The sequence below is a fragment of the Microcoleus sp. Pol14D4 genome, assembly GCF_036701245.1.
GTDB lineage: Bacteria > Cyanobacteriota > Cyanobacteriia > Cyanobacteriales > Microcoleaceae > Microcoleus.
Window position 1 is genome coordinate 14607 of sequence record NZ_JAUBQM010000043.1, and the last position, 21176, is coordinate 35782.

Annotated in this window: 17 protein-coding genes and 1 tRNA gene; 10 read left to right on the plus strand and 8 right to left on the minus strand. The window is 46.0% G+C overall.

Annotated features, from left to right (window positions below; translation table 11 throughout):
- Window positions 1-33 precede the first annotated feature (33 nt).
- The 6 genes from QUA33_RS16415 (at window position 34) to QUA33_RS16440 (ending at window position 6870) form a co-directional block, all read left to right on the plus strand.
- Window positions 34-1596 carry a pentapeptide repeat-containing protein gene (locus QUA33_RS16415; RefSeq protein WP_333149542.1) on the plus strand — a complete coding sequence of 521 codons (1563 nt, stop codon included), beginning with the start codon at window positions 34-36 and terminating at the stop codon, window positions 1594-1596.
- A 96-nt stretch (window positions 1597-1692) separates the two neighbouring features.
- A complete protein-coding gene (locus QUA33_RS16420; RefSeq protein WP_333149544.1) occupies window positions 1693-3255 on the plus strand; it encodes a pentapeptide repeat-containing protein in 1563 nt (520 codons plus the stop codon).
- A gap of 79 nt (window positions 3256-3334) precedes the next feature.
- Complete coding sequence (locus QUA33_RS16425; RefSeq protein WP_333100905.1) at window positions 3335-4864, plus strand: pentapeptide repeat-containing protein; 1530 nt, start codon at window positions 3335-3337, stop codon at window positions 4862-4864.
- 22 nt (window positions 4865-4886) lie between these two features.
- Window positions 4887-6395 carry a helicase C-terminal domain-containing protein gene (locus tag QUA33_RS16430; protein ID WP_333149545.1) on the plus strand — a complete coding sequence of 503 codons (1509 nt, stop codon included), beginning with the start codon at window positions 4887-4889 and terminating at the stop codon, window positions 6393-6395.
- A gap of 65 nt (window positions 6396-6460) precedes the next feature.
- A complete protein-coding gene (locus QUA33_RS16435) occupies window positions 6461-6673 on the plus strand; it encodes a DUF2839 domain-containing protein (RefSeq protein ID WP_333149546.1) in 213 nt (70 codons plus the stop codon).
- 125 nt (window positions 6674-6798) lie between these two features.
- Window positions 6799-6870, plus strand: a tRNA-Val gene (locus tag QUA33_RS16440).
- 91 nt (window positions 6871-6961) lie between these two features.
- Here QUA33_RS16440 and QUA33_RS16445 read toward each other — a convergent pair.
- The 5 genes from QUA33_RS16445 to QUA33_RS16465 form a co-directional block, all read right to left on the minus strand.
- Complete coding sequence (locus QUA33_RS16445) at window positions 6962-7168, minus strand: type II toxin-antitoxin system HicB family antitoxin (protein WP_236506884.1); 207 nt, start codon at window positions 7166-7168, stop codon at window positions 6962-6964.
- Window positions 7168-7365: a type II toxin-antitoxin system HicA family toxin gene (locus QUA33_RS16450; protein WP_265237275.1), complete on the minus strand. Its 198-nt coding sequence runs from the start codon at window positions 7363-7365 to the stop codon at window positions 7168-7170. Before QUA33_RS16450 ends, QUA33_RS16445 begins: the two co-directional genes overlap by 1 nt.
- A gap of 277 nt (window positions 7366-7642) precedes the next feature.
- The gene (locus QUA33_RS16455) at window positions 7643-8674 is read right to left on the minus strand and encodes a hypothetical protein (RefSeq protein ID WP_333149548.1); all 1032 of its coding nucleotides are present in this window, start codon (window positions 8672-8674) and stop codon (window positions 7643-7645) included.
- 31 nt (window positions 8675-8705) lie between these two features.
- Window positions 8706-9023 carry a type I restriction-modification enzyme R subunit C-terminal domain-containing protein gene (locus QUA33_RS16460; RefSeq protein ID WP_333149589.1) on the minus strand — a complete coding sequence of 106 codons (318 nt, stop codon included), beginning with the start codon at window positions 9021-9023 and terminating at the stop codon, window positions 8706-8708.
- Between the two features lie 9 nt (window positions 9024-9032).
- Window positions 9033-9161 carry a hypothetical protein gene (locus QUA33_RS16465; protein WP_333149550.1) on the minus strand — a complete coding sequence of 43 codons (129 nt, stop codon included), beginning with the start codon at window positions 9159-9161 and terminating at the stop codon, window positions 9033-9035.
- Between the two features lie 149 nt (window positions 9162-9310).
- Here QUA33_RS16465 and QUA33_RS16470 point away from each other — a divergent pair, with 149 nt between their 5' ends.
- Entirely contained in the window at window positions 9311-10261 is a 951-nt protein-coding gene (locus tag QUA33_RS16470) for a DNA polymerase beta superfamily protein (protein ID WP_333149552.1), read from the plus strand.
- A gap of 45 nt (window positions 10262-10306) precedes the next feature.
- Complete coding sequence (locus tag QUA33_RS16475) at window positions 10307-11068, plus strand: nucleotidyltransferase domain-containing protein (protein ID WP_333149554.1); 762 nt, start codon at window positions 10307-10309, stop codon at window positions 11066-11068.
- 192 nt (window positions 11069-11260) lie between these two features.
- Here QUA33_RS16475 and QUA33_RS16480 read toward each other — a convergent pair whose 3' ends face one another.
- Both QUA33_RS16480 and cobJ read right to left on the minus strand, forming a co-directional pair.
- The gene (locus QUA33_RS16480; protein ID WP_333149556.1) at window positions 11261-12049 is read right to left on the minus strand and encodes a hypothetical protein; all 789 of its coding nucleotides are present in this window, start codon (window positions 12047-12049) and stop codon (window positions 11261-11263) included.
- 516 nt (window positions 12050-12565) lie between these two features.
- The gene (gene cobJ / locus QUA33_RS16485) at window positions 12566-14320 is read right to left on the minus strand and encodes a precorrin-3B C(17)-methyltransferase (protein ID WP_333149558.1); all 1755 of its coding nucleotides are present in this window, start codon (window positions 14318-14320) and stop codon (window positions 12566-12568) included.
- Window positions 14321-14530: 210 nt separating this feature from the next.
- Between cobJ and bchH the strand changes: the two genes are divergently transcribed.
- Entirely contained in the window at window positions 14531-18358 is a 3828-nt protein-coding gene (bchH, locus tag QUA33_RS16490; protein ID WP_333149560.1) for a magnesium chelatase subunit H, read from the plus strand.
- Window positions 18359-18447: 89 nt separating this feature from the next.
- On the opposite strand, the gene QUA33_RS16495 is transcribed toward bchH, so the two are convergent.
- Complete coding sequence (locus QUA33_RS16495) at window positions 18448-19062, minus strand: COP23 domain-containing protein (protein ID WP_333149562.1); 615 nt, start codon at window positions 19060-19062, stop codon at window positions 18448-18450.
- A 364-nt stretch (window positions 19063-19426) separates the two neighbouring features.
- On the opposite strand from QUA33_RS16495, the gene QUA33_RS16500 reads away from it, so the two are divergent.
- The gene (locus QUA33_RS16500; protein ID WP_333149564.1) at window positions 19427-21112 is read left to right on the plus strand and encodes an NAD-binding protein; all 1686 of its coding nucleotides are present in this window, start codon (window positions 19427-19429) and stop codon (window positions 21110-21112) included.
- Window positions 21113-21176 lie beyond the last annotated feature (64 nt).

Consider the following 21176-nt stretch of genomic DNA (forward strand, 5'->3'; position numbering starts at 1 on the left):
TAAAATGGGGATATTTGATACGGTGCCGCCCCCATGACAGTCGAGGAACTCCTGAAAAAATATGCCGCCGGAGAAAGAAACTTTGCCGGAATCAACCTGACTGAGGCCAACCTCAGCGGCGTCAACTTGAGCGGAGCCAACCTCAAGGGTGCGAATCTGAGTGTAGCAAACCTGAGCGGAGCAAACCTCAGCAAAACCAACCTCACAGGTGCCAAACTCAACATCGCCAGACTCAGTGGCGCCCATCTAGGCGGCGCCGACCTCACCGACGCCGACCTCAACGTCGCTTACCTAGTGCGAGTAGACCTCAAAAAAGCCATACTCGTAGGAGCCAAACTGATCAGAGCCGAGCTGATTCGAGCCGAACTCAGCGGCGCCAACCTGCAAGGCGCAAACCTCAGCGGCGCCACCCTTACCGAAGCCACCCTTCGAGGAGCCAACCTCGCTCAAGCCAACCTTCGAGGCGCTCACCTCAGCGGCGCGTGCTTGACAGAAGCCAACCTCGAACAAGCCAACCTGCAAGGAGCCGACCTGAGCCGCGCCGACCTCAGCGGCGCCGACTTGCGAGGCACAGAACTGAGACAAGCCAACCTCACTCAAGCCGTACTCAGCGGCGCCGACCTCAGCGGCGTCAATTTGCGCTGGGCCATTCTCAGCGGCTGCAATCTCCGCTGGGCCGACCTGAGCGAAGCCAAATTGAGCGGTGCCGACCTCAGCCGAGCCGACCTCTGCCACGCCAACTTGCTGAATGCCAGCTTAGTTCACGCCGACCTGACAAATGCCTATCTGATCCGCGCCGACTGGATTGGAGCCGACTTAACCGGAGCCACCTTAACCGGAGCCAAACTTCACGCAGTTTCGAGGCTCGGCATCAAAACCGAAGGCATGACCTGCAAGTGGGTCGATCTGAGCCCCAACGGCGACCACAGCCAAATTTACTGGTTGAACTCAGGAGGAACCCACGACTTTTTTCACGAAACCTTGCCCACAGTTCGGATTGTGATTGACTCGCCCTTAGACCAAGGCGCTCATTTTGCACTAGCTGCAACTTATTACCAAATCGCCCAACAATACCCGAGTTTAAGTCAGCCTCCCACGATTGAAGTCAGCTCCAGGCGCACCGTACTCGCATTTAAAATGGACAGCGACGATAAATTATTTGCCACCGCTTACGTTGCGATCATTCCTTTTAACGACGCTGCCATAACTCAAAAAAACCTAATAGCTTTGATGAAAATGATTCAATCGCACGATGCAGGAAAACTTAACGTCAAAGAATCTAAACACGTCCAGTTATGCAGCAAAGCTCTTAACCAAGCTATCAGTAAAGTAGACCAAATCAAAATTTCCAGTTCTTTTCCAAAAATCGGTGAAAGCATCAATTTCTTTCAAATCCCCACACAGATGAGCTTAATTAATTCCCGCGATCAAAGACTCAGCGTTTATCACCACCCAGGCTTCGGCAAGCGCCTGATTAAAAAATACGATCTGAGTAACTCAACAGCGGCTAAGTTAGCCGAAAGTACAAAATTGGCTCAAGCTAATATCACTAGCATTTTGGATTTTATAAAAGGCTTCCACAATATAGATGTCTAGGCATATTGCATCAAGTTACAAAAAATGCTTATTCTAGTTTAAAGGTTGGCACAATAAAGCTTTGTTCTAGCTAAGACATCAGGGAAATCGAAAAGCATGGATGCCGAAGAACTCATCACCAAATATGCAGCAGGAGAAAGAGATTTTACTGCCATCCTCCTTTGCGAGGCAAATCTGAGCAGGATCGATCTCAGCGGGGCTAATTTCAGTGAGGCAATTTTGAGCCTTACCAACATGAGCGGCACCAATTTGTCAAACGCCAACATGAGAAAAGCCAAACTCAATGTTGCCAGACTCAGCGGTGCCAATCTGTACAAAGCCAACCTCAGCGGCGCTATCCTCAACGTGGCAAACTTGATTCGAGCCGACCTCAGAGAAGCCCAACTCGTCGAAGCTACAATGATCAGATCCGAACTGATCCGAGCCGACCTGAGTAGTGCCAACTTGGCCGGTGCAAATCTCAGCGAAGCAGATTTGAGAGAAGCAACCCTCAGAGAAGCCAATCTAGAGCAAGCCGACCTCAGCGGGGCTCACCTGAGAGGCGCTTTTCTAACAGCAGCAAACTTGGAACGGGCTAACTTGCACAGAGCCGACCTCAGCAGGGCCGACTTGCGAGGAGTCAACCTCTGCAATGCCGAACTCAGACAAGCTAATCTATCTCAGGCAAACCTCAGCGGCGCTGACTTGCGAGGCGCTAATCTCCGGTGGGCTGACCTCAGCGGGGCGAACCTGACCGGTGCTGACCTCGATGAAGCGAGATTGAGCGGGGCCAACTTGTACGGAGCAAATTTGAGCAATGTCAATCTATTGAACGCTACTTTGGTACACGCGGATTTGACTCAAGCAAATTTGATTCACGCTGATTGGGTGGGCGCAGATTTGACCGGGGCGGCCCTGACGGGGGCAAAAATTTACGCGGTGTCTAGGTTTGATGTGAAAGCAGATGACATTACCTGCGATTGGGTTGACCTCAGTCCTAACGGCGATCGCAGCCACATTCAGCGCTTTACCCCAGAAGAATCTCAAAGGTTTTTCAATGCTACACCGCCGACAGTTCAAATTATTGTCGATCGACCTCTCGACCCCGACGCTAACTTTGTCCTTGCAGCTACCTACCGCCAAATTGCCCGTCAATACCCTGCTTTGAGCCATCCTCCCAGTATCGAAGTTAATTCCCGACGCACAATCATATCATTTAGAATAGAACAGGACGAGCAACTATTTCCCACCGCTTTCGTTGCGATTATTCCCTTTAGTGATGCAGCATTTACTCAGAAAAATTTGATTACTTTGATCAAGATGATTCAACCCCAAAGTGGTAATAACCTGGGCGTCAGAGTGTCAAATATGGTAGTGCAATTAAACGTAGCCCTGACCAAAACAATGAGAAAAATAGGGGAAATGAAAATTCAGCCGGTTCGCCTCGATCGCGAACCGATGTCAAGTTTTTTCCAATCACCTACCCAAACTGTACTGGCTAACTCCAGCGCCGAAACTTTGATGATTCACTATCACCCAGATTTTGGCAGAAACTTGACAAATTTGCCCGGAGTCAACAAAACCTCTATCAGTCCTGCAATTAAAGCCCAAAGATTTACCACCCCGCCGCTAAATACGGTCATTGAGTTTGTCAAAAGCTTTTATCAGATCGGTGAGTAAATACTATAATTTAATTTGATATTATTTCTATTTATGCCATATAAAAGTTAGCCGATTGCCATTTTATTCAGGTAAACAAATGGAAGCTGAAGAACTGCTCAAACGATTTGCAATCGTCAAAAGATATACTGAAGGCGACAGAGATTTCACAGGAATCAACCTGAATGAAGCTAATCTCAGCCGCATCAATCTCAGCCAATCAATTTTAAAGGGGGCTAGCTTATTTGTCACCAACCTCAGCGGTGCTAACTTGAGCGAAGCTAACTTGAGCGAAGCTAACCTGAATGTGGCTAGACTCAGCAGTACCAACCTGTCGCGGGCAATCTTAAACGGGGCTACTCTCAACGTAGCAAACTTAGTGAGAGCCGATTTAAGTGCAGCTCAATTAATCAGAGCATCCCTAATTAGAAGCGAATTAGTCCGCTGCGAACTCAGCAAAACTAACTTCAGCGGCGCTAACCTGACTGAAGCAGATTTAAGAGAGGTAAAACTGACGGAAGCTAACCTGTTCGGTGCTAACCTGTCCGGTGCAAATCTCAGAGGTGCTTCGGCTGCTTCAGCTAACTTTCAAGAAGCTAACTTGCACGGCGCAGATTTGACGAAAGCAGAACTTAGCGGCGTTAATTTTAACAATGCCGATATGAGACAAACTTCTTTGCAACAGGTGAATCTCAGCAGTGCCAATTTGAGCGGAGCTAACCTTAAATGGGCTGATTTGACGGGAGCTAACCTCAGCGGCGCGGATCTGAGCTTTGCTAAATTGAGCGGAGCTAACCTTAACGGAGCAGATTTAAGAAATACTAATTTAGGAAGTGCTAGTTTCGTTCACGCTGATTTGACAGAAACAAATTTGATTAATGCAGATTGGGTGGGCGCTGATTTGAGGGGAGCAACTTTAACAGGAGCAAAACTGTATTTGGTTCCTCGGTGTGGTATCATTGCAGATGATATTACTTGCCAGTGGGTTGACCTCAGCCCCGCAGGCGATCGCACTCAGATTCAACAATTTAATTCGCCGTCAGAATCGATAAAATTTTTAAATCACACGCCTGGGTTAGTGCAAATTGTAGTTGACGCACTTTTAGACTACTCAGCAAACAGCACTTTAGCAACAGTTTACAGCGAAATAGCTCGGCATTACCGGGCAATGAATTTTCCTCCTAATATTGAAGTCGGCTACCGCCGCACAACTCTAACTTTTAGATTTGAGAGCGATGAGCATTTATTGCCAGCAGCTTTTTTAGCGATTCTTCCTTTTAAGGATGCTGTACAAACTCAGAGAAATATTATGGTTATTGGCAAAAATATTGAAAGTCAAAATTTAGATGAGAAACGAATAGTGCAGTTGCGTAAAGCATTGAGTAAAGCTACAAATAAGTTAAATGAGTTGATAAATTTGGTCTCTAATATATCAGGGGTTAGTCAACCAACAAAGTTTTTTGAGTCACCTACCCAAACTATTTTAATTAGTTCGGGACAGGAGAGTTTGATGGTGAATTCTCACGGGAATTTTGGGAAGGGAGGTGCCAGTCATCAACCGAGTAAATTCAGTTTGCCTCTCGGTCAAAAAGTAGTTGATTTTCTGGCCAGTTTTGATTATGTTGAGTGAGAAATGTCAATTTTAAAACCGATTGATTGAGGTAGAAGTCCATAACTCATTGCTCCGCTTCCTGCGATCGCACTCCGAGCCGCACTGGCCCCACCATTTAACGATGGCGCGGCTCGTGGCGCGGGCTTTGCGCTTGGGGCGCAGCGCTCTGATCCAAACGGGGCTTCCGGCTGGAGCTTACCGACAGCGGTATCGAGTCAGCTATTTGATGCCGATTTTGATGTGGCCGGAGCCTGTGATTTTAGTCGCACCGACACCGCTGATCGAGCATTTGAGAACAGTGGAAATACCGCGTTTGCAAGAGTGGCTGCAAACAGAGGGGTCGATCGAGACTTATTCCGATCGTGCCACTGGGCGAGGATTGATGCTAGCAGATCCGCAGTCTTGGCTGGCGGCTCGCTTGGCGGGGAATTCGGAACTTCACAGGAATATTCCGACAATTATCGACGGTGTGGATGACTTGGAAGTTTGGACGCGCCAGCAATTGACGGCGGGTTTGCAACCGGGTGACTGGAATGATTTAATGCAATCTCAGCCTTTGGAAGCCGATGCAATCCTCCAAGGGCGGGTAATGCTAACGCGGGCTTTCTTTAAGCATCCGGCGAAACCAGAGGAGTGCTATTTGCTGGAAACCGCAGAGCAAAATATTTTGGAGGGGCTGTTTGAAAGGATTGAGCCAAACCCCCTAATTCCGGCTGCTTGGAGCAATTTTTGGCAGCGGTGGGAAGCAAACGGAAAACTTCGGTGGGCGGAAATTCATCGGGAGGCTGGGTCATTTTCTCTGTACTGCGCGCCGGTGCAGGTGGCTGAGGTTTTGAGCAAAATTTGGGACTATCAGCCGGTGGTGTTGATTGGGGGGGCGGTGGATGTGGAACCGAAGGCTCCGATCTTCCGGGAAATGCTGGGGCTTCCAGAATTGACGAGCGTTAAGTTTTCGCCCGATCGACAAAGCGAATTAATTCAACTGTACATTCCCAACTGGCTGCCGCTGCCAAATACGCCGGAATTTCAGGGTGTTTTAATGGAAGAAATTCGGACTTTGCTGTTGATGAGCGCGTCGGTGGCGGGTTTAACTGTGCTGATTGTTGGTGATGTACCGCTGAAGGCTCGGCTGGCGGCGATTTTGGCTTCTGAGTTCGGTTCTCGGGTGCAGGTAGAAAAGACTGATGTGGGCGAGAATGCAATTTTGGTGACGGGGTGGGAGTTTTGGCGGGAACATCAGGGGGAATTGAGGGCGCCTCACTTGCTGGCGATCGCAACTTTGCCGCTACCTTCTTTGGAGAATCCTTTGGTGACGGCGCGTGTGGCTTATTATAAGGAACGGCGCAAGGATTGGTTTCGGTTGTATTTGCTGCCGGCGGCGCTGAATGAGTTGCAACGGGCGATCGCGCCGGTGCGAGAACGTCAAGGGGTTGTGGCGATTTTCGACAGCAGGGTGATTCACCGCAGTTACGGACAGCAGGTTTTAGCGGCTTTGAGTCCTTTTGCGAGGATTGATTATTTGGATACGACTTGGCTGACGCAGGCTTGAGATGACCTATTGGCGTATAATTTGGTTAGGTATCCAGTTGAAATCTAATTTAGTAGACAAAGATTATGGGTGAAGCTAAGCGTCGCAAAGAGTCGATCGGCGACGAATACGGTAAAGAAGAGCGCATCGTTCCCTGGCTGCCAATCACGAAAACCCAAAGCGAAGATTTTGTGAAGTGGACAAGTCGCGGAAGCTGGATCGGGATTAGTCTTTTGGTTGCTTGGTGGATTGTAGTGCGATTTGTCGGCCCGTCGGCGGGTTGGTGGCAGGTTGACTGATGCCAGACTCGACAAATGCCTGTTTTCTTGGCATTGTGTCGAGTTCAACTCGGAAACCAGCGGCTGAATTTTTAGGAAAAATTTAGTTGCAAATTTGGACTTAGTATGGTATAGTGATTATCTGCGGGCAATTAGCACAGTGGTAGCGCACTTCCTTCACACGGAAGGGGTCACTGGTTCAAATCCAGTATTGCCCATGAAATTTATTTTCTGATTCCTCTTATTTCTTAGTCCCCCTCTGCTGGGACGAAATTTTGTGTAGCCGCAGTTTCAACCGCCCTCAGCTTCTTAAGCTTCAACATATTCGCAAATAGAGACAGGTTCGGGAATAGGAAAAGCATCCTCTTGTAGTCCTTCAATATGAAATGCGATCGCCTCTTTAATTAAATTTCTCACCTCTTCTAAACTTTCAGCCACAGCTACACATCCAGGTAAATCGGGAACATAAGCACCGTAGCTAGTTTCACCTTTTTCAATTACAACAGCATAACGCATTAATCTTCCTCCTCTTCTAGTTGAGCTTGCCGCCAAACACTTTTAAGCGTACCAATTGGCATATCAACGCCTAAATTACCTGACACCGTGACAGTCCCAGCCTTTTCTGGGTGTTTAAATTGACGATGACTGCCCTTTGTTCTAGCTAAATACCAACCATCATCTTCTAACATTTTAATAACTTCTCTAACTTTCATTTTTCATCTATAAAACTCATCAACTCCCGCATTTCTATCCCCATAATATGCTCTAACTTCAGCAACCTCTCCATTGTAACCTGCGCCGCTGATAAAAAACCTCATCCTGCTTTGGGTTCCAGAGTCCCGACGATCGTAATCTCTCTCAAATTGGGTCAACTGGCGATCGGAGTTCAGGGTCAGTGAGCATTCCTTTTAATTAATTGGTACATTAGGAAGTTAAACATCTACCAAAAATCTCAGTATACATAAAAAATTAGACAAGGAGACCAATACTTTAGTGATGCAAAATTATTTGACCTTTTTCTAATAATTCTTTGAGAGACAAAATATAAACATATGGCTTTTCATCATTCCAATTATTCTCCCAACATATAACCATCTCACAATATCTTTTGCGAGCAGCAGGATGGCGATGCTCAATGTAGTTATGGCTCTTATATTCAAATTCTACATATAAATCATGTAAACCTGTACGATTTCCTTTTTTATCATATTCTATACATTCAATCAGTGCATCAGGAAATGCAGTCTGGATTTTTTGGATTCTAGAAAAACTTACTTTTTTTTGATGAAAATTAAAGTTTAATTCTGGCTTTGCTATTAAATGAAAAATTGTACAAAACAGACCTACTACTCCTTGTTCAGTTGTCGGCTCAAAGGCATATAGATTAAATTCCAAAAGATTGTCTTGAATTGGTTCACCTCTTTTATTATTATTCGCTATTGTTTTCTTTTCAAAATCTGCTTTTACCTTGGGGACTATCCTCTTTTGTATAATATAATTTTTAATTTTTTCGGGCGTGTCAAATTTTGTCTTATCTTGCTCTCTAAGATTTTTTAAAATAGAAATATCTTCTGTGCGGTAATATTTTTTTATTTTTATACTTTCGGTAGCAAAATAATTATCATTTTCAACTAACAGTATGGCGTCCATAAATAATTTTCTCTCTTTTTCTCCCATCTTGATTAAAGAATAAAGATGACCTAAAAGTATGTTTTTAGCCTTCCCAATAAAATCCAAAGGAATTAAAGCATAAATTTCTTTGTACTTCCTTATGATGTCTTCAGAATAATAGAATTTATTATGTACATATTGGTAAAATACACCTTTTGAGATTTGATTCCTTTCACAATCTTCAAAAATTTTGGTTAATTCCTCTCCGATCTTATAAGCAGCAATACATGGGTCTTCTCGGCGAAGATTATCTATTTTATCTAGAGACTCTTTATGCTTAACTTCTAGGATTGTTAGTAGTAAATTACTTGGATTTTCAATTGATTTTAGTTGCACAAATTCTGGCTGCATTTTTTTTGTTAGTCAAATAATTGGTTTTAACTTAAGCCGCAAAATGTTCCGTAAACTGAATCAACTCATCCATTTCCTCCTGAGTAAACCACCGTTCCACAGCATCCTCCCCAAACCTGTCTAACGGTGCCTCATACAAATCCGGAACTTCCAACCGTCGCTTCTTCAAAAATACATTCTGCACCGCCCTTAAAAACTGAATCTGATTGGAGTTAAACTGCCGTTGGGCAATAAAATCCTCAAAATTCCGCCTTACCACTTCCTGATAATCCGGCAATACCTCAATCTCAAACAACTTTCCCAGAAACGCCAGCAAGCTATTCACCTTCAGATTTAACGCCTTGCGAATATTCGACTTCTACAACTGCACGTTTCCCCCATGCAACTCTTGCCTCAGTTTACGCTCTAACGCCACCAGTTGCAAGTCCGTCACCGCTTCCCCATTGCGAATTGCTGCAATTGTCGGGTGAGTCTCAAAAATCTGCAATACCTTCGCCTCAACTCGCTGGCGGTATTCCTCTTTGATAATTAGACAATGTTCAACAAGGCCAAATCCGCGATCGCCCCAAACTGCCCTTCTATACTACATCTATGCTACACTAACATTGTAGCTCGTGCCCCGCAGGAGGTTTCCTCATGGCAAATGCCAATCTTCCTCAAAATTTCAACTTAATCATCCCCGCAGGAACCCAAATTGTCACCCGAATTGAGGTCAAAAACCCCGCCGGCGACCAATCTTGGAAACCGGGATTAGTAGGCGTCATCGTTCAATCGCCTACGGACAATTCCCACGCATATTTAGTCAAACTCCCAGACGGAACACAAGTTAGTTTGCGGCGGCACGAACTCAGTATTCGCAAGCAGTTTCAGAGCGAAGGATTGCAGTCAGGAGGAGATTTTCTTGCAGAATACAACCTCTATGATTCTGTAATTTACCGCTGCATTCTTGGTTCGAGAGCCTACGGTCTTGATAACGAGCAATCCGATACAGACAGACGCGGGATTTATCTGCCGCCCGCAATACTTCATTGGTCGCTTTACGGCATTCCAGAACAATTGGAAAACAAGAAAAATGAGGAATGCTATTGGGAACTGCAAAAGTTTCTAGTTTTGGCACTAAAAGCTAATCCAAATGTGCTAGAATGTTTGTACACGCCTTTAGTAGAAACTGTTTCTCCTGTAGCACAAGAATTGCTGGAAAATCGGGAAATGTTTCTTTCTCAATTGGTTTATCAAACTTACAATAGCTACGTTTTGTCTCAATTTAAAAAAATGGAGCAAGACCTCCGCAATACCGGGGAAATTCGTTGGAAGCACGCGATGCACTTAATTCGCTTGTTGCTGTCAGGAATTACTGTACTTAAGGAGGGGTTTGTGCCGGTTCGAGTGCAGGATTATCGATCGCAACTTTTATCTATCCGCAACCAAGAAGTATCCTGGGATGAGGTGAATCGCTGGCGGTTGAGTTTGCACGGTGAGTTCGATCGCGCTTTTGCTGCAACTAAGCTGCCAGAACGTCCTAATTACGAGAAAGCGAACCTGTTTTTGATTGAAGCGCGTAAAGGTGCGATCGAAATCGGATCTTGAAATCGCTTTTTGTAAAACAAAGCCCGCCTGCATGGACTGGAATAAATGACCGAATACATCTCGAATCTAGCTAAAATTATCTCTTTTCAACCTTACTCGCTGCTGTTTGCGACTGTCAGCGGTTCGCACTTATACGGCTTTCCTTCCGCAGATTCTGACTTCGACTTGCGGGGAGTACACATTTTGCCGCTACCGAAAGTAATTGGACTAATTTCTGGAGAAGAAACCATCGAAGTTTCTGAAGTTCGGGAGGGAATGCAACTCGATTTAGTAACTCACGACATCAAGAAATTTTTTGAGTTGCTGTTGAAGCGCAACGGCTACGTGCTAGAACAACTGTATTCGCCGCTCATAGTTTACACTACAAAGGAACACGAAGAATTAAAGGCTATTGCCTCGAACTGCATTACCAAGCACCACAGCCACCACTATCTCGGTTTTGCTAAAACTCAATGGAAACTGTTTGAGAAAGAACAGCCGCGTCGGGTTAAGCCGCTGCTGTACGTTTACCGGGTGTTGCTGGCTGGGATTCACTTGATGCAAACCGGGGAAGTTGAAGCGAATTTGGTGAAACTTAACGAGAAATTCCAGTTGTCGTATATTCCTGATTTGATCGATCGCAAGCTGGCTGGGGAGGAAAAATCAGTGCTGGAAGATTCAGATATAGCATTTTATCAACAAGAGCGCGATCGGCTAATTAATATATTAGAAGATGCAAGTTTTACAAGTCATTTGCCGTCAAATCCTCATGCAAAGGTTGCTCTTAGCGATTTTCTGGTAAAGGTGAGGATGTCATCTGTGAACTAAGCTGTTCTAAGCCTAATTAGTCGTTTGGTGCAGCAAGCACCCTACATATTAGTCTATTAGTCGTTTGGTGTGCCGAAAATCGCAGGACCTCCAGCCCAGGACGCATCAGTACCAAAGAAACCGGGTTTTTTATCGACATTAAACACCCGAATGGAGTATTTTCATCGTCGCTCAAACCCGGTTTCAAGTGATTTACCTTGATACACTTGTGTTTGCTGGTTCGCTAATGCCAGCTAGGCCAATATTTCGATCGTCAGTAAATTGTGGGTTTTTGCCTGGTATGTAAATATTCCAACTTACCCCCCCTAAATATATCTTGATATATGACATCAAGGCGTGGATAAATACAACGATGCCGAGCATTTCTAATGACTCTTCAACGGTCACTATTATCTGGTAAACTATATTATCCTCTCCCACTTTAGAAGCTTGGTATCCCCCTAGCAGTTCCATCCCCAATGCTCCTCCAATATAAAGAGCGCACGCTGCAACAAACATTTTTTTTGTAGGAAGAGGAAGGTGTAACAGAAACTTACTGTAGGATATGAGAAAGAGCGCTACTAGAAAACCGAACGGCACAATCCAAGTAAAGTAAAGAAATCCTGTGGTGGCATTTAGGAGACTTCGCATTGGATTTATCAAGTTTTCGTGCAATTGACCAGCTTCGTCTAAAGATAGATATAAAAATATGAATGATAAAATTTTCCAGTGACGCTTGTAGCGACAACTATCCAAATTTTTCGCATAAGCAATCACACCTAGCAAGAGAGAACTAAATAGCAATGCTAAAACTGAGTATGCCGTTGGAATGTTCCGCTCGGAATCAACGCTGAATACCTTTACGAAGTAGTTATCAGACGGATTACCTGGCAAGAAGTACACAGTCATCTCACTTAAGAAAGATATGACAACTAGACAGGTCACCACTCGAAGCAAAAATTGGGTTACAGCCCCAGGAGCTAAAGGAATATTGAATTTCATGTTCTTTTAAGTGTTATTTAACCTTTGTTTAACGGAATCTTATCAAAAGAAAAAACGAATGCGGTCTACCCAAAGACAGAGAAGACTGCTGCGGGTGAATCCCCTCTTTTTGTTGTAAGCGTAAGATTATCGTAGGATTAAGGAATGTAGCAGACCTCGATCGCCGTTGATTTTATCGTGACTGTATAATAAAAAAATATTTACTGAGAAGTAAATTCTATCTCTCCCAAAATGAAGCTGAAACCATTACTAGGGTTGAGTCTAGTTCTAAATTCGCTCAATGTCAGCGAGAAAAAATCGGCCTTCGGAAGCCGAAATTCCTCTGTACCGAGGATTTCTGTAATCCAAGAGGATTACCGATCGAGAGTGACAACTATGAGGTGAAATAACAGGCCAGTCGAGTGATTCGCCGCCATTTGTTAACCTAGACTCCCCCCAGCGAGATCGAAATATTTTATTGTCCAAGTCAATTAACTGTCAGTCAATTGCTGATTTCCCAAGTTTTTGCTGCTTTACTTATTTTTCGTACCTGCGCGGCGTGTAAACCCAAACATCTCCATATTTGCGGGGAATAATCCGAGTTTGACTCGAACCGACAATCACTAAAGTTCTCATGTCAGCGTCTTGCGGCTGGAATTCGCCGAGGGTGCAAACCCGCACAGATTGACCTGGGCGGCCGAGGTTTCGCCCTAGTACGACGGGGGTTTTAGCATCGCGACTTTGCAACAAAATCTCGATCGCCCTGGAGAGTTGCCAAATCCGCTGTTTCGAGATCGGATTGTAAAATGCGATCGCCAAATCTGCGATCGCAGCGGCCGAAATCCGCTGTTCTATGACCTCCCAAGGCTTGAGAATATCCGAAAGGGAAATCACGCAAAAATCGTGTCCGAGGGGTGCTCCGATCGCAGCAGCGGCGGCCTGCATGGCTGAAATGCCCGGTGCAACTCGAATATCTATGCCTTGCCATTCGGGTTTGGCATCAAAGTCGATCGCCTCAAACACCGCTGCAGCCATCGCAAAAATACCCGGATCTCCCGACGAAACGACGGCGACAGATTTTCCTGATGCTGCTAAATCTAGGGCAAAACGGGCGCGATCGATCTCTTCGCGGTTGTCGGAATCGTGCCGTTTTTGTCCGAACCGCAGGGTTCCGGCTAAGTCGAGATAGAACTTGTAACCCACCCAATCCGTGGCTTCGCGCAGAATTTCTTTAACTTCCGGTGACATCCAGGGCGCGCCGCCTGGGCCCGTACCGACGATCGCCAGTTTGCCGCGGCTAACTCCGATCGCCCTAGCATCAAAGGGTTGGGCGGCTAGGGCGATCGCGCAATTCAGGGCTAAAGTGCGATCGCATTCGATTAACTGACTGTTTGCACCGGCTGCTGTCAGGGCAATTTGTGCGGCCTGATTTTCGATGAATTCAATTGAGTCTAATTCGACAAGTTCCGAGAGATTGAAAAAACGGACGGGAACTTGAAATTTTTCTGCAACTGCTTCTAATGCCGGATTTCCCATCTCATCTTTTAAGGCAAAAAATCCAGCAATTGCAGCGGCAGCTAAATTTGTTTTTGCCAGTAATTCCCGCACGCAAGACACGGCTATTTCTGGCTGAATATTCGATAGGTTCGCGAGGGCAACTGCCGCAATTTTCGGATGGTAAACCAAACAATCTGGCGCAGGCAAAACTGCTTTTTCGGTGACGCGGATGGTCGATCGGGCATCGGGGGCGATCGGCAAATTGCTCTCGGAAAGCCAGCTTGCAGCGCCTTCTAGGCGTACTTTTGCCCCAGCGAGCAAATTTGAAATAAAAGTTTTCGCGTCCTCTGGATTCGCCAAAGAATAGCCTTGGGGAGGACTCAGCAGCGCGGTGCGAAAGCGGATATCTCCGGTGGTGGTAATTGCAGGCTGTACGCCGAGGGCTGCTGCAATCTCTCTGGCCAAATCATTAACGCCGTGCAAACCGCCCAGCAGAGGTACTACGGCGCTTCCGTCTTCTGCGACGGCTAAAACTGGCGGTTCGGCGCGTTTGTCTGACAGCAGCGGGGCGAGGGTACGGATGATTATTCCGGCGGCGCAGATGGCGATAATTGGGGTTTCTGTTGCAAATAATTCCCGCAATGTTTCGCCGAAGTTGCTAAAGCTGATGTCTGTGTCGGAAGTGCGATCGATTAAACCGTAAATCTGGGAACCGGGGAAATGTGCGGAGATTTTTTTGGCGATCGGCAGGCTGTTTTGACCTAAGATAACAATTGCGGGAGGAACTCGATTCACGGTTGTAAATATGGCTGTGTTTGGATTTGTTTGATTATTTTAATCGGTGCTTACTTTAATAAGACATAGTTGATGAACCGCGAAGGCGCGAAGTAAGAGAAAGCAGAAGTTTATCTTTTTTGTTCTGTCTGTCAGTGGCACAGGCAAGATGCCTGTGCATTTCTGCGATTAGTTTATCATTAAAAGAAGCAAATATTTCGAGGTTTGGCTGTGAAACGCATTGTCTTAATTGCAGGGTTTGAATCTTTTAATGCTGATTTGTACCGCAAAGCTGCCGAGTTGGCTGTTTCTGGGTGCCAGGGATTGGAAGTACGGGTTTTTAGCGATCGCGCCCTTGCAGACGAACCCGACGCTGTAGCAGTCGCCCTCTCTAATGCTGATGTGTTTTTCGGGAGTTTGCTGTTTGATTACGATGCGGTAATGTGGCTGCGGGAAAGGGTGCAGAATATTCCGATTCGCCTGGTTTTTGAGTCGGCTTTGGAATTGATGAGTCTTACTCAAATCGGCGCTTTTAAAATTGGCGACAAACCGAAGGGAATGCCGAAGCCTGTTAAGTTTATTCTGGATAAGTTCAGCAATGGACGAGAAGAAGATAAGCTGGCTGGTTATATCAGCTTTTTGAAGGTGGGGCCGAAGTTATTGAAATACGTGCCAGTGCAAAAAGTGCAGGATTTGCGAAACTGGCTGATTATTTACGGTTACTGGAATGCGGGCGGTGCGGATAATGTTGTGTCGATGTTTTGGATTATTGCCGAAAAGTATTTGGGACTGAAAGTTGCAGAAATTCCGCCTCCTGTGGAAACTCCCAATATGGGTTTATTGCATCCCGATTATAACGGTTATTTTGAATCGCCTCGGCAATATTTGGATTGGTATCTCGGTAATCAAAGTGCTAGGGACGGGCAAGATGCCCGTTCCACAAAATTTGGAACCAATTCGTTCCAAAATTCATATCAAGTAAAATCCCCTGTTGTGGGCCTTTTGCTTTACCGCAAGCACGTTATCACCAAGCAGCCTTATATTCCTCAATTAATCCGCTATTTTGAAGATGCAGGAATTGTGCCTTTGCCGATTTTTATCAATGGCGTTGAAGGCCATGTGGCGGTGCGGGATTGGATGACGACTGCTGATGAAACTGCGCGGCGAAAACAAGGCAATATTGAAACTCTTTCGCTTTCTAAAGATGCTGTGGAAGTTGATGCTATTGTTTCTACTATTGGCTTTCCGCTGGTTGGCGGGCCTGCTGGTTCGATGGAGGGCGGAAGGCAGGTGGAAGTTGCTAAGCGCATTTTAACTGCTAAAAATGTACCTTATTTTGTGTCCGCACCTCTGCTGATTCAGGATATCCATTCTTGGACTCGTCAGGGGATTGGGGGTTTGCAAAGTGTGGTATTGTATGCTTTGCCTGAGTTGGATGGCGCGATCGATCCTGTTCCCCTGGGCGGTTTGGTGGGTGAGGATATTTATCTGGTGCCCGATCGCGCGAAACGCCTGACAAGTAGAATTAACAATTGGGTGAAACTCGGTCGAACTCCGCCATCTGAAAGGAAAATTGCGATTATTCTCTACGGGTTTCCTCCCGGTTACGGGGCGGCGGGTACGGCTGCTTTATTAAATGTACCGAAATCGCTGCTAAATTTCCTGCACAAACTTCAAGCGGCAGGTTATACAGTTGGAGAAATTCCGGCTGACGGTGAGGAGTTAATTCGCAGGGTGAAAGAGGCGGATAATGCTGCAACCGCAGATGGGGGCGGATTAACGGGGATGAACGCAGATGGGAGGGAAGGGTTTGGCAATACTGTTAATGTCAAAAAGCTGGAGAAATGGCTTGGCTATCTGTTAACAAGTCGTATTGAAAAACAGTGGGGATTTTTAACGGGTACTGGAATTAAGACAGACGGCGACGAGTTCCACATCGGTGGCATTCAACTGGGGAATGTTTGGATAGGTTTGCAGCCGCCGCTGGGAATTTCGGGCGATCCGATGCGCTTAATGTTCGATCGCGATTTGACGCCTCACCCTCAATACGCTGCTTTTTACAAGTGGCTGCAAAATGATTTGCAAGCTGATGCTGTGGTTCACTTCGGAATGCACGGCACTGTTGAATGGTTGCCCGGTTCTCCTCTGGGAAATACTGGCTATTCTTGGTCGGATATTCTGTTGGGAAGTTTGCCTAATCTTTATATCTATGCCGCCAACAATCCCTCGGAATCGATGTTAGCCAAGCGGCGCGGTTACGGTGTTTTGATTTCTCACAATGTGCCGCCCTACGGCCGCGCTGGCTTGTACAAGGAATTGATGGCTTTGCGGGATTTGATTGCGGAATATCGAGAAGATACTGCAAAAAATTATGTGCTGAAAGAGGCTATTTGCAAGCAAATTTTAGATAGCGGTTTGGAGGCTGATTGTCCGTTTGATGAGGGTCGCAAGTTGGGGATTGCTTTTAGTTTTGAGAATGTGGGAATGTTCAGTGCTGATGCTTTTAACCGCTATTTGGTGAAGCTTTACGAGTATTTGCAGGTGGTGGAATGTCGTTTATTTTCTTCTGGTTTGCACGTTCTCGGAGAACCGCCTAATTCTGAGGAAATGACATCTTATCTTGAGGCTTATTTTGGGGACAGGTTATCACAGGAACAGGTGCAAAAACTGGTTTTTGAAGAAAATGAACCGCAGAGGCGCAGAGGGCGCAGAGAGGAAGAGCAAGAGGGGTTGAATGGGGCTTTTGAGGAGGGTTTGTTGGTGCGGGATTTGTTGTTGCAAACTTCGGATGAGTTAACTAATCTTTTGCGGGGTTTGAATGGGGAATATATTCTGCCTGCACCGGGTGGGGATTTGTTGCGGGATGGGGCTGGGGTGTTGCCAACTGGTCGGAATATTCATGCTTTAGACCCTTATCGGATGCCTTCTCCGGCGGCTTATGAAAGGGGACGCGAAATTGCTCGAAAAATTATTGAGAAGCACCTTGAGGAACAGGGGAATTATCCTGAGACTGTGGCGGTGATGCTGTGGGGTTTGGATGCGATTAAAACGCGGGGCGAATCTATTGGAATTCTGCTGGAATTGGTGGGGGCTGAACCTCTTAAAGAAGGTACTGGCCGCATTGTTCGCTATGAGTTAAAGCCGTTAGCTGATGTCGGTCATCCCCGGATTGATGTGTTGGGAAATCTTTCGGGTATTTTCCGAGATAGCTTTGTGAATATTATTGAGTTGTTGGATGATTTGTTCGTGCGGGCGGCGGATGCTGATGAACTGGAATCGGAGAATTTTATTCGCAAACACGCTTTAATTTTGCAGGGACAAGGTGTGCAGAATTATTCGGCAAGGTTGTTTTCTAATCCGGCTGGGGATTTTGGTTCTTTGGTTAACGATAGGGTTGTTGATGGCAGTTGGGAATCGGGGGATGAGTTGGGGAAAACTTGGGAAAGTCGCAATGTTTTTAGTTACGGGAGAAAGGATAAGGGGGAAGCGAGGCCGGAGGTTTTGACTCAGTTGTTGCAAGGGTGCGATCGCATAATTCAAGAAATTGATTCTGTTGAATACGGTTTGACTGATATTCAAGAGTATTATGCGAATACTGGCGGTTTGAAGAAAGCCGCAGAAAAGCAGCGCGGCAAAAAGGTTAACACGAGTTTTGTAGAAAGTTTTTCTCAGGATACCACTCCGCGCAATTTAGAAGATTTGCTGCGCTTGGAATATCGAACTAAGTTGCTCAATCCTAAGTGGGCTAACGCGATGGCAAATCAAGGTTCTGGCGGCGCTTATGAAATTTCGCAGCGGATGACGGCGTTAATTGGTTGGGGCGGAACGGCTGATTTTACTGATAGTTGGGTGTACGATCGGGCGGCTGATACTTATGCTTTGGATGAAGAGATGGCGCGGAAGTTGCGGGAGGCTAATCCTGAAGCTTTTCGCAATATTGTAGGGCGAATGTTGGAGGCTAACGGGCGGGGTTTTTGGCAGCCGGAGGCGGATAAGTTGCAGCAGTTGCGCGAGTTGTACGAGTTGACAGATGAGAAGATTGAAGGGGTGACAGTGTAGTTTTTTTAGTCTAAATATTTAAGGGCGGGCTAGATGCCCACCCCACAATAGTTTCAAAATTTGTCAGGTGCAAGTTAGAGGCGCGGCTATTAAATACCCCGATCGCCCTGCGGTTTTGCTACAGGAACTGACGGTTTATTGTTTGGAGAATTAAAAGCTCGATCGACCATATCTCCAAACGGAACAAACTGCGGTGCAGACGATTGAGCTCCTGTTCTGAACGTTGTAACTGGCCCGCTGCCGTCTTGGGCAAAATTAATCAATCTCGTTAAAGCATCACCGGGATTTTTAGCATTGCGCTTGTCTAGGGTGAACAGCAGATTTTGAGAGTTGCAGCGCCCCCGTCCGTTCACGTAACAAACTACGGGCAAGTTATTAACAATTCCTGTTGTTAACTGCAAGTTACTCAATCTCCCGCCATTCTGGGCAACAGCTTTGGTCAATCTATTGGAAACAATTTGACAGCGCTGCCAAGGTGTATATTCGCGGCCGAACTCGGTAGATTTCCAAAGAATCATTGGATCTGTCGTGACATTTCCGCGCCGCGCAATTGTCACAAAATTGCGACCGGAAGTAACGCACTGAAATGTTGTTTTAGTGTTATTCAAAGAGTTGCTGGCTGGAGCTGCTTGCACTTGGCTTGCCAAGGCGACAGTACCGGCGAAAACTAAAGCGGATGCTAATAAGGGTGCAGTGAATTTCATAATAACTCCTGCCGCTAAGGCAGCTAAATAAATTTAGGAAGTCATAGTTGTAGGGACAGGGCAGTGTCCCTACCTCTTCAAGTTCCGCTGGTTGGCTGTCGCACCCGGATATTTTTCAAATATTAAATCAGGTTAGTTACACCTCATGTCTGTAGGTACATGGCAGTGTGGTGTGTTTATTTCAACACTTGGGAACGTGGCTTTAGGAACACGGCACAGCTTTTTCTTTGTTTACAAAACTTCGAGACTGTGGCACAAGTTTCCTAGATAGTCTTTTTAGCTACATTCTGCAAAGCCAGGAGAGTCAACAATGGTAAGTAAAACTACAAGGACAGCTCCGAAATTGGCTGGCAAATAAATTTTTATGAAACCTCGAATCATTGTTTGCGGGTTGGGCCACACGGGACACAAGATTTTTTGTTTGTTGAGACAGCAAGGAGCGATTGTTGTTGGTATTAGCGATCGCCCAATTCGCGGCGAAACTTCTGATGTGGTTGTCGGTAATTTGCAAGCAGCTTCTACCTTGTTGGCTGCGGGCATTCAAAACGCTCACACTTTAGTAATTGCAGCAGACGATGATGCTGTAAATTTGGCAATTTTGATGCAAGCGAGGATTCTCAATCCTCAGATTCGCATCATTAACAGATTGTTCAATACTAGCTTGGGCGACAGGATTGACCACACTTTGCCCGATCACACTTCCATGAGCGTTTCATCGTTGGCGGCTCCGGTGTTTGCCTTTGCGGCTCTCGGAAATCAGGCGATCGGACAGTTGCGTTTGTTCGATCGCACTTGGCCGATTCACGAAGAATATATCGATGAAACACATCCTTGGAAAAATCGCAAACTCAGCGATTTGTGGGACGATCGATCGCGAATGTTAATTTATTATCTGCCGGCTGCTAACAAAACTGATTTAGTATCGGCGGTGCTTGCCGATCGGCAGTGTCAGCAGGGCGATCGGCTAATTGTTGCCACTCAGCCGACTGTGCGTAGCCCCCAAAAAACTTTAACTCAAAAACTGCTCAAAACATTAACTAACCTGCGCCGATTTCAGCAGCACAGCCAAGCAGCAGTAATCGTTGTACTGACGCTGCTGGCAATGATTGCCGTTGCTACTGCTACCTATATTTGTGTTGAGGATAATATCTCAATTGTCGATTCTCTCTATTTTTCAGTAGGGATGATTACCGGAGCCGGAGGCTATGAAAAAGTGGCCGAACAAGCTCCTGAAAGCATTAAACTATTTACAGTTGTCATGATGTTAGTTGGAGCCGGCATCGTCGGCATCTGCTACGCACTGCTCAACGATTATGTATTGGGAACTCGCTTTACCGAATATTGGGATGTAGCGCGAGTTCCGCAGCGCAATCATTACATTATCTGCGGACTCGGAGGAATAGGTATCCAAATTGCTAAAGAACTGCACACTAACGGTTACGATATTGTGGCGATCGAGCAAGACCCGAACTGCCGCTTTCTGAACACGGCTCGCTCAATGAAAATTCCGGTCATTCAGGGAAGTGCCAGTTTGCCCGCAACTCTGGAAGCTGCTAATGTTAAGCAAGCGGCAGCACTTTTGGCGGTAACTAGCAGCGATATGTCTAATGTCGAAATTGCCTTGAGTGCTAAAGGATTGGCACCAAAACTATCAGTTATTGTCCGCAACCAAGATCCACATTTTGCTTTGATGGTGCAGCAAGTTTTTGAGTTTGAAGGAGTTTTGAACCCGACGGAATTGGCGGCTCCTGCTTTCGCGGCTGCGGCAATTGGAGGCAGAATTTTGGGCAACGGGATGACTGCTGATAGTCTCTGGGTTTGCTTGGCCACATTGATTACGCCAAACCATCCTTTCTGTGGCTACCGCATTCAAGATGCTGCTATGTCTGCTGATTTTGTGCCTCTTTATGCGGAAACTAAGTGTCAAACTCTCCACGGCTGGGATTTACTGAATTGTTGTTTGAGTACGGGGGATGTTTTGTATTTGACGATGCCGGCGAATCGGTTGGAGCAACTGTGGAGAACGCCCTCTGAATTAATTAAAACTTAATGGTTTGACGCGGGAAGTTATATTGCCGATCGCTCAATTGCAACTACAAACCTGATAAAATGGG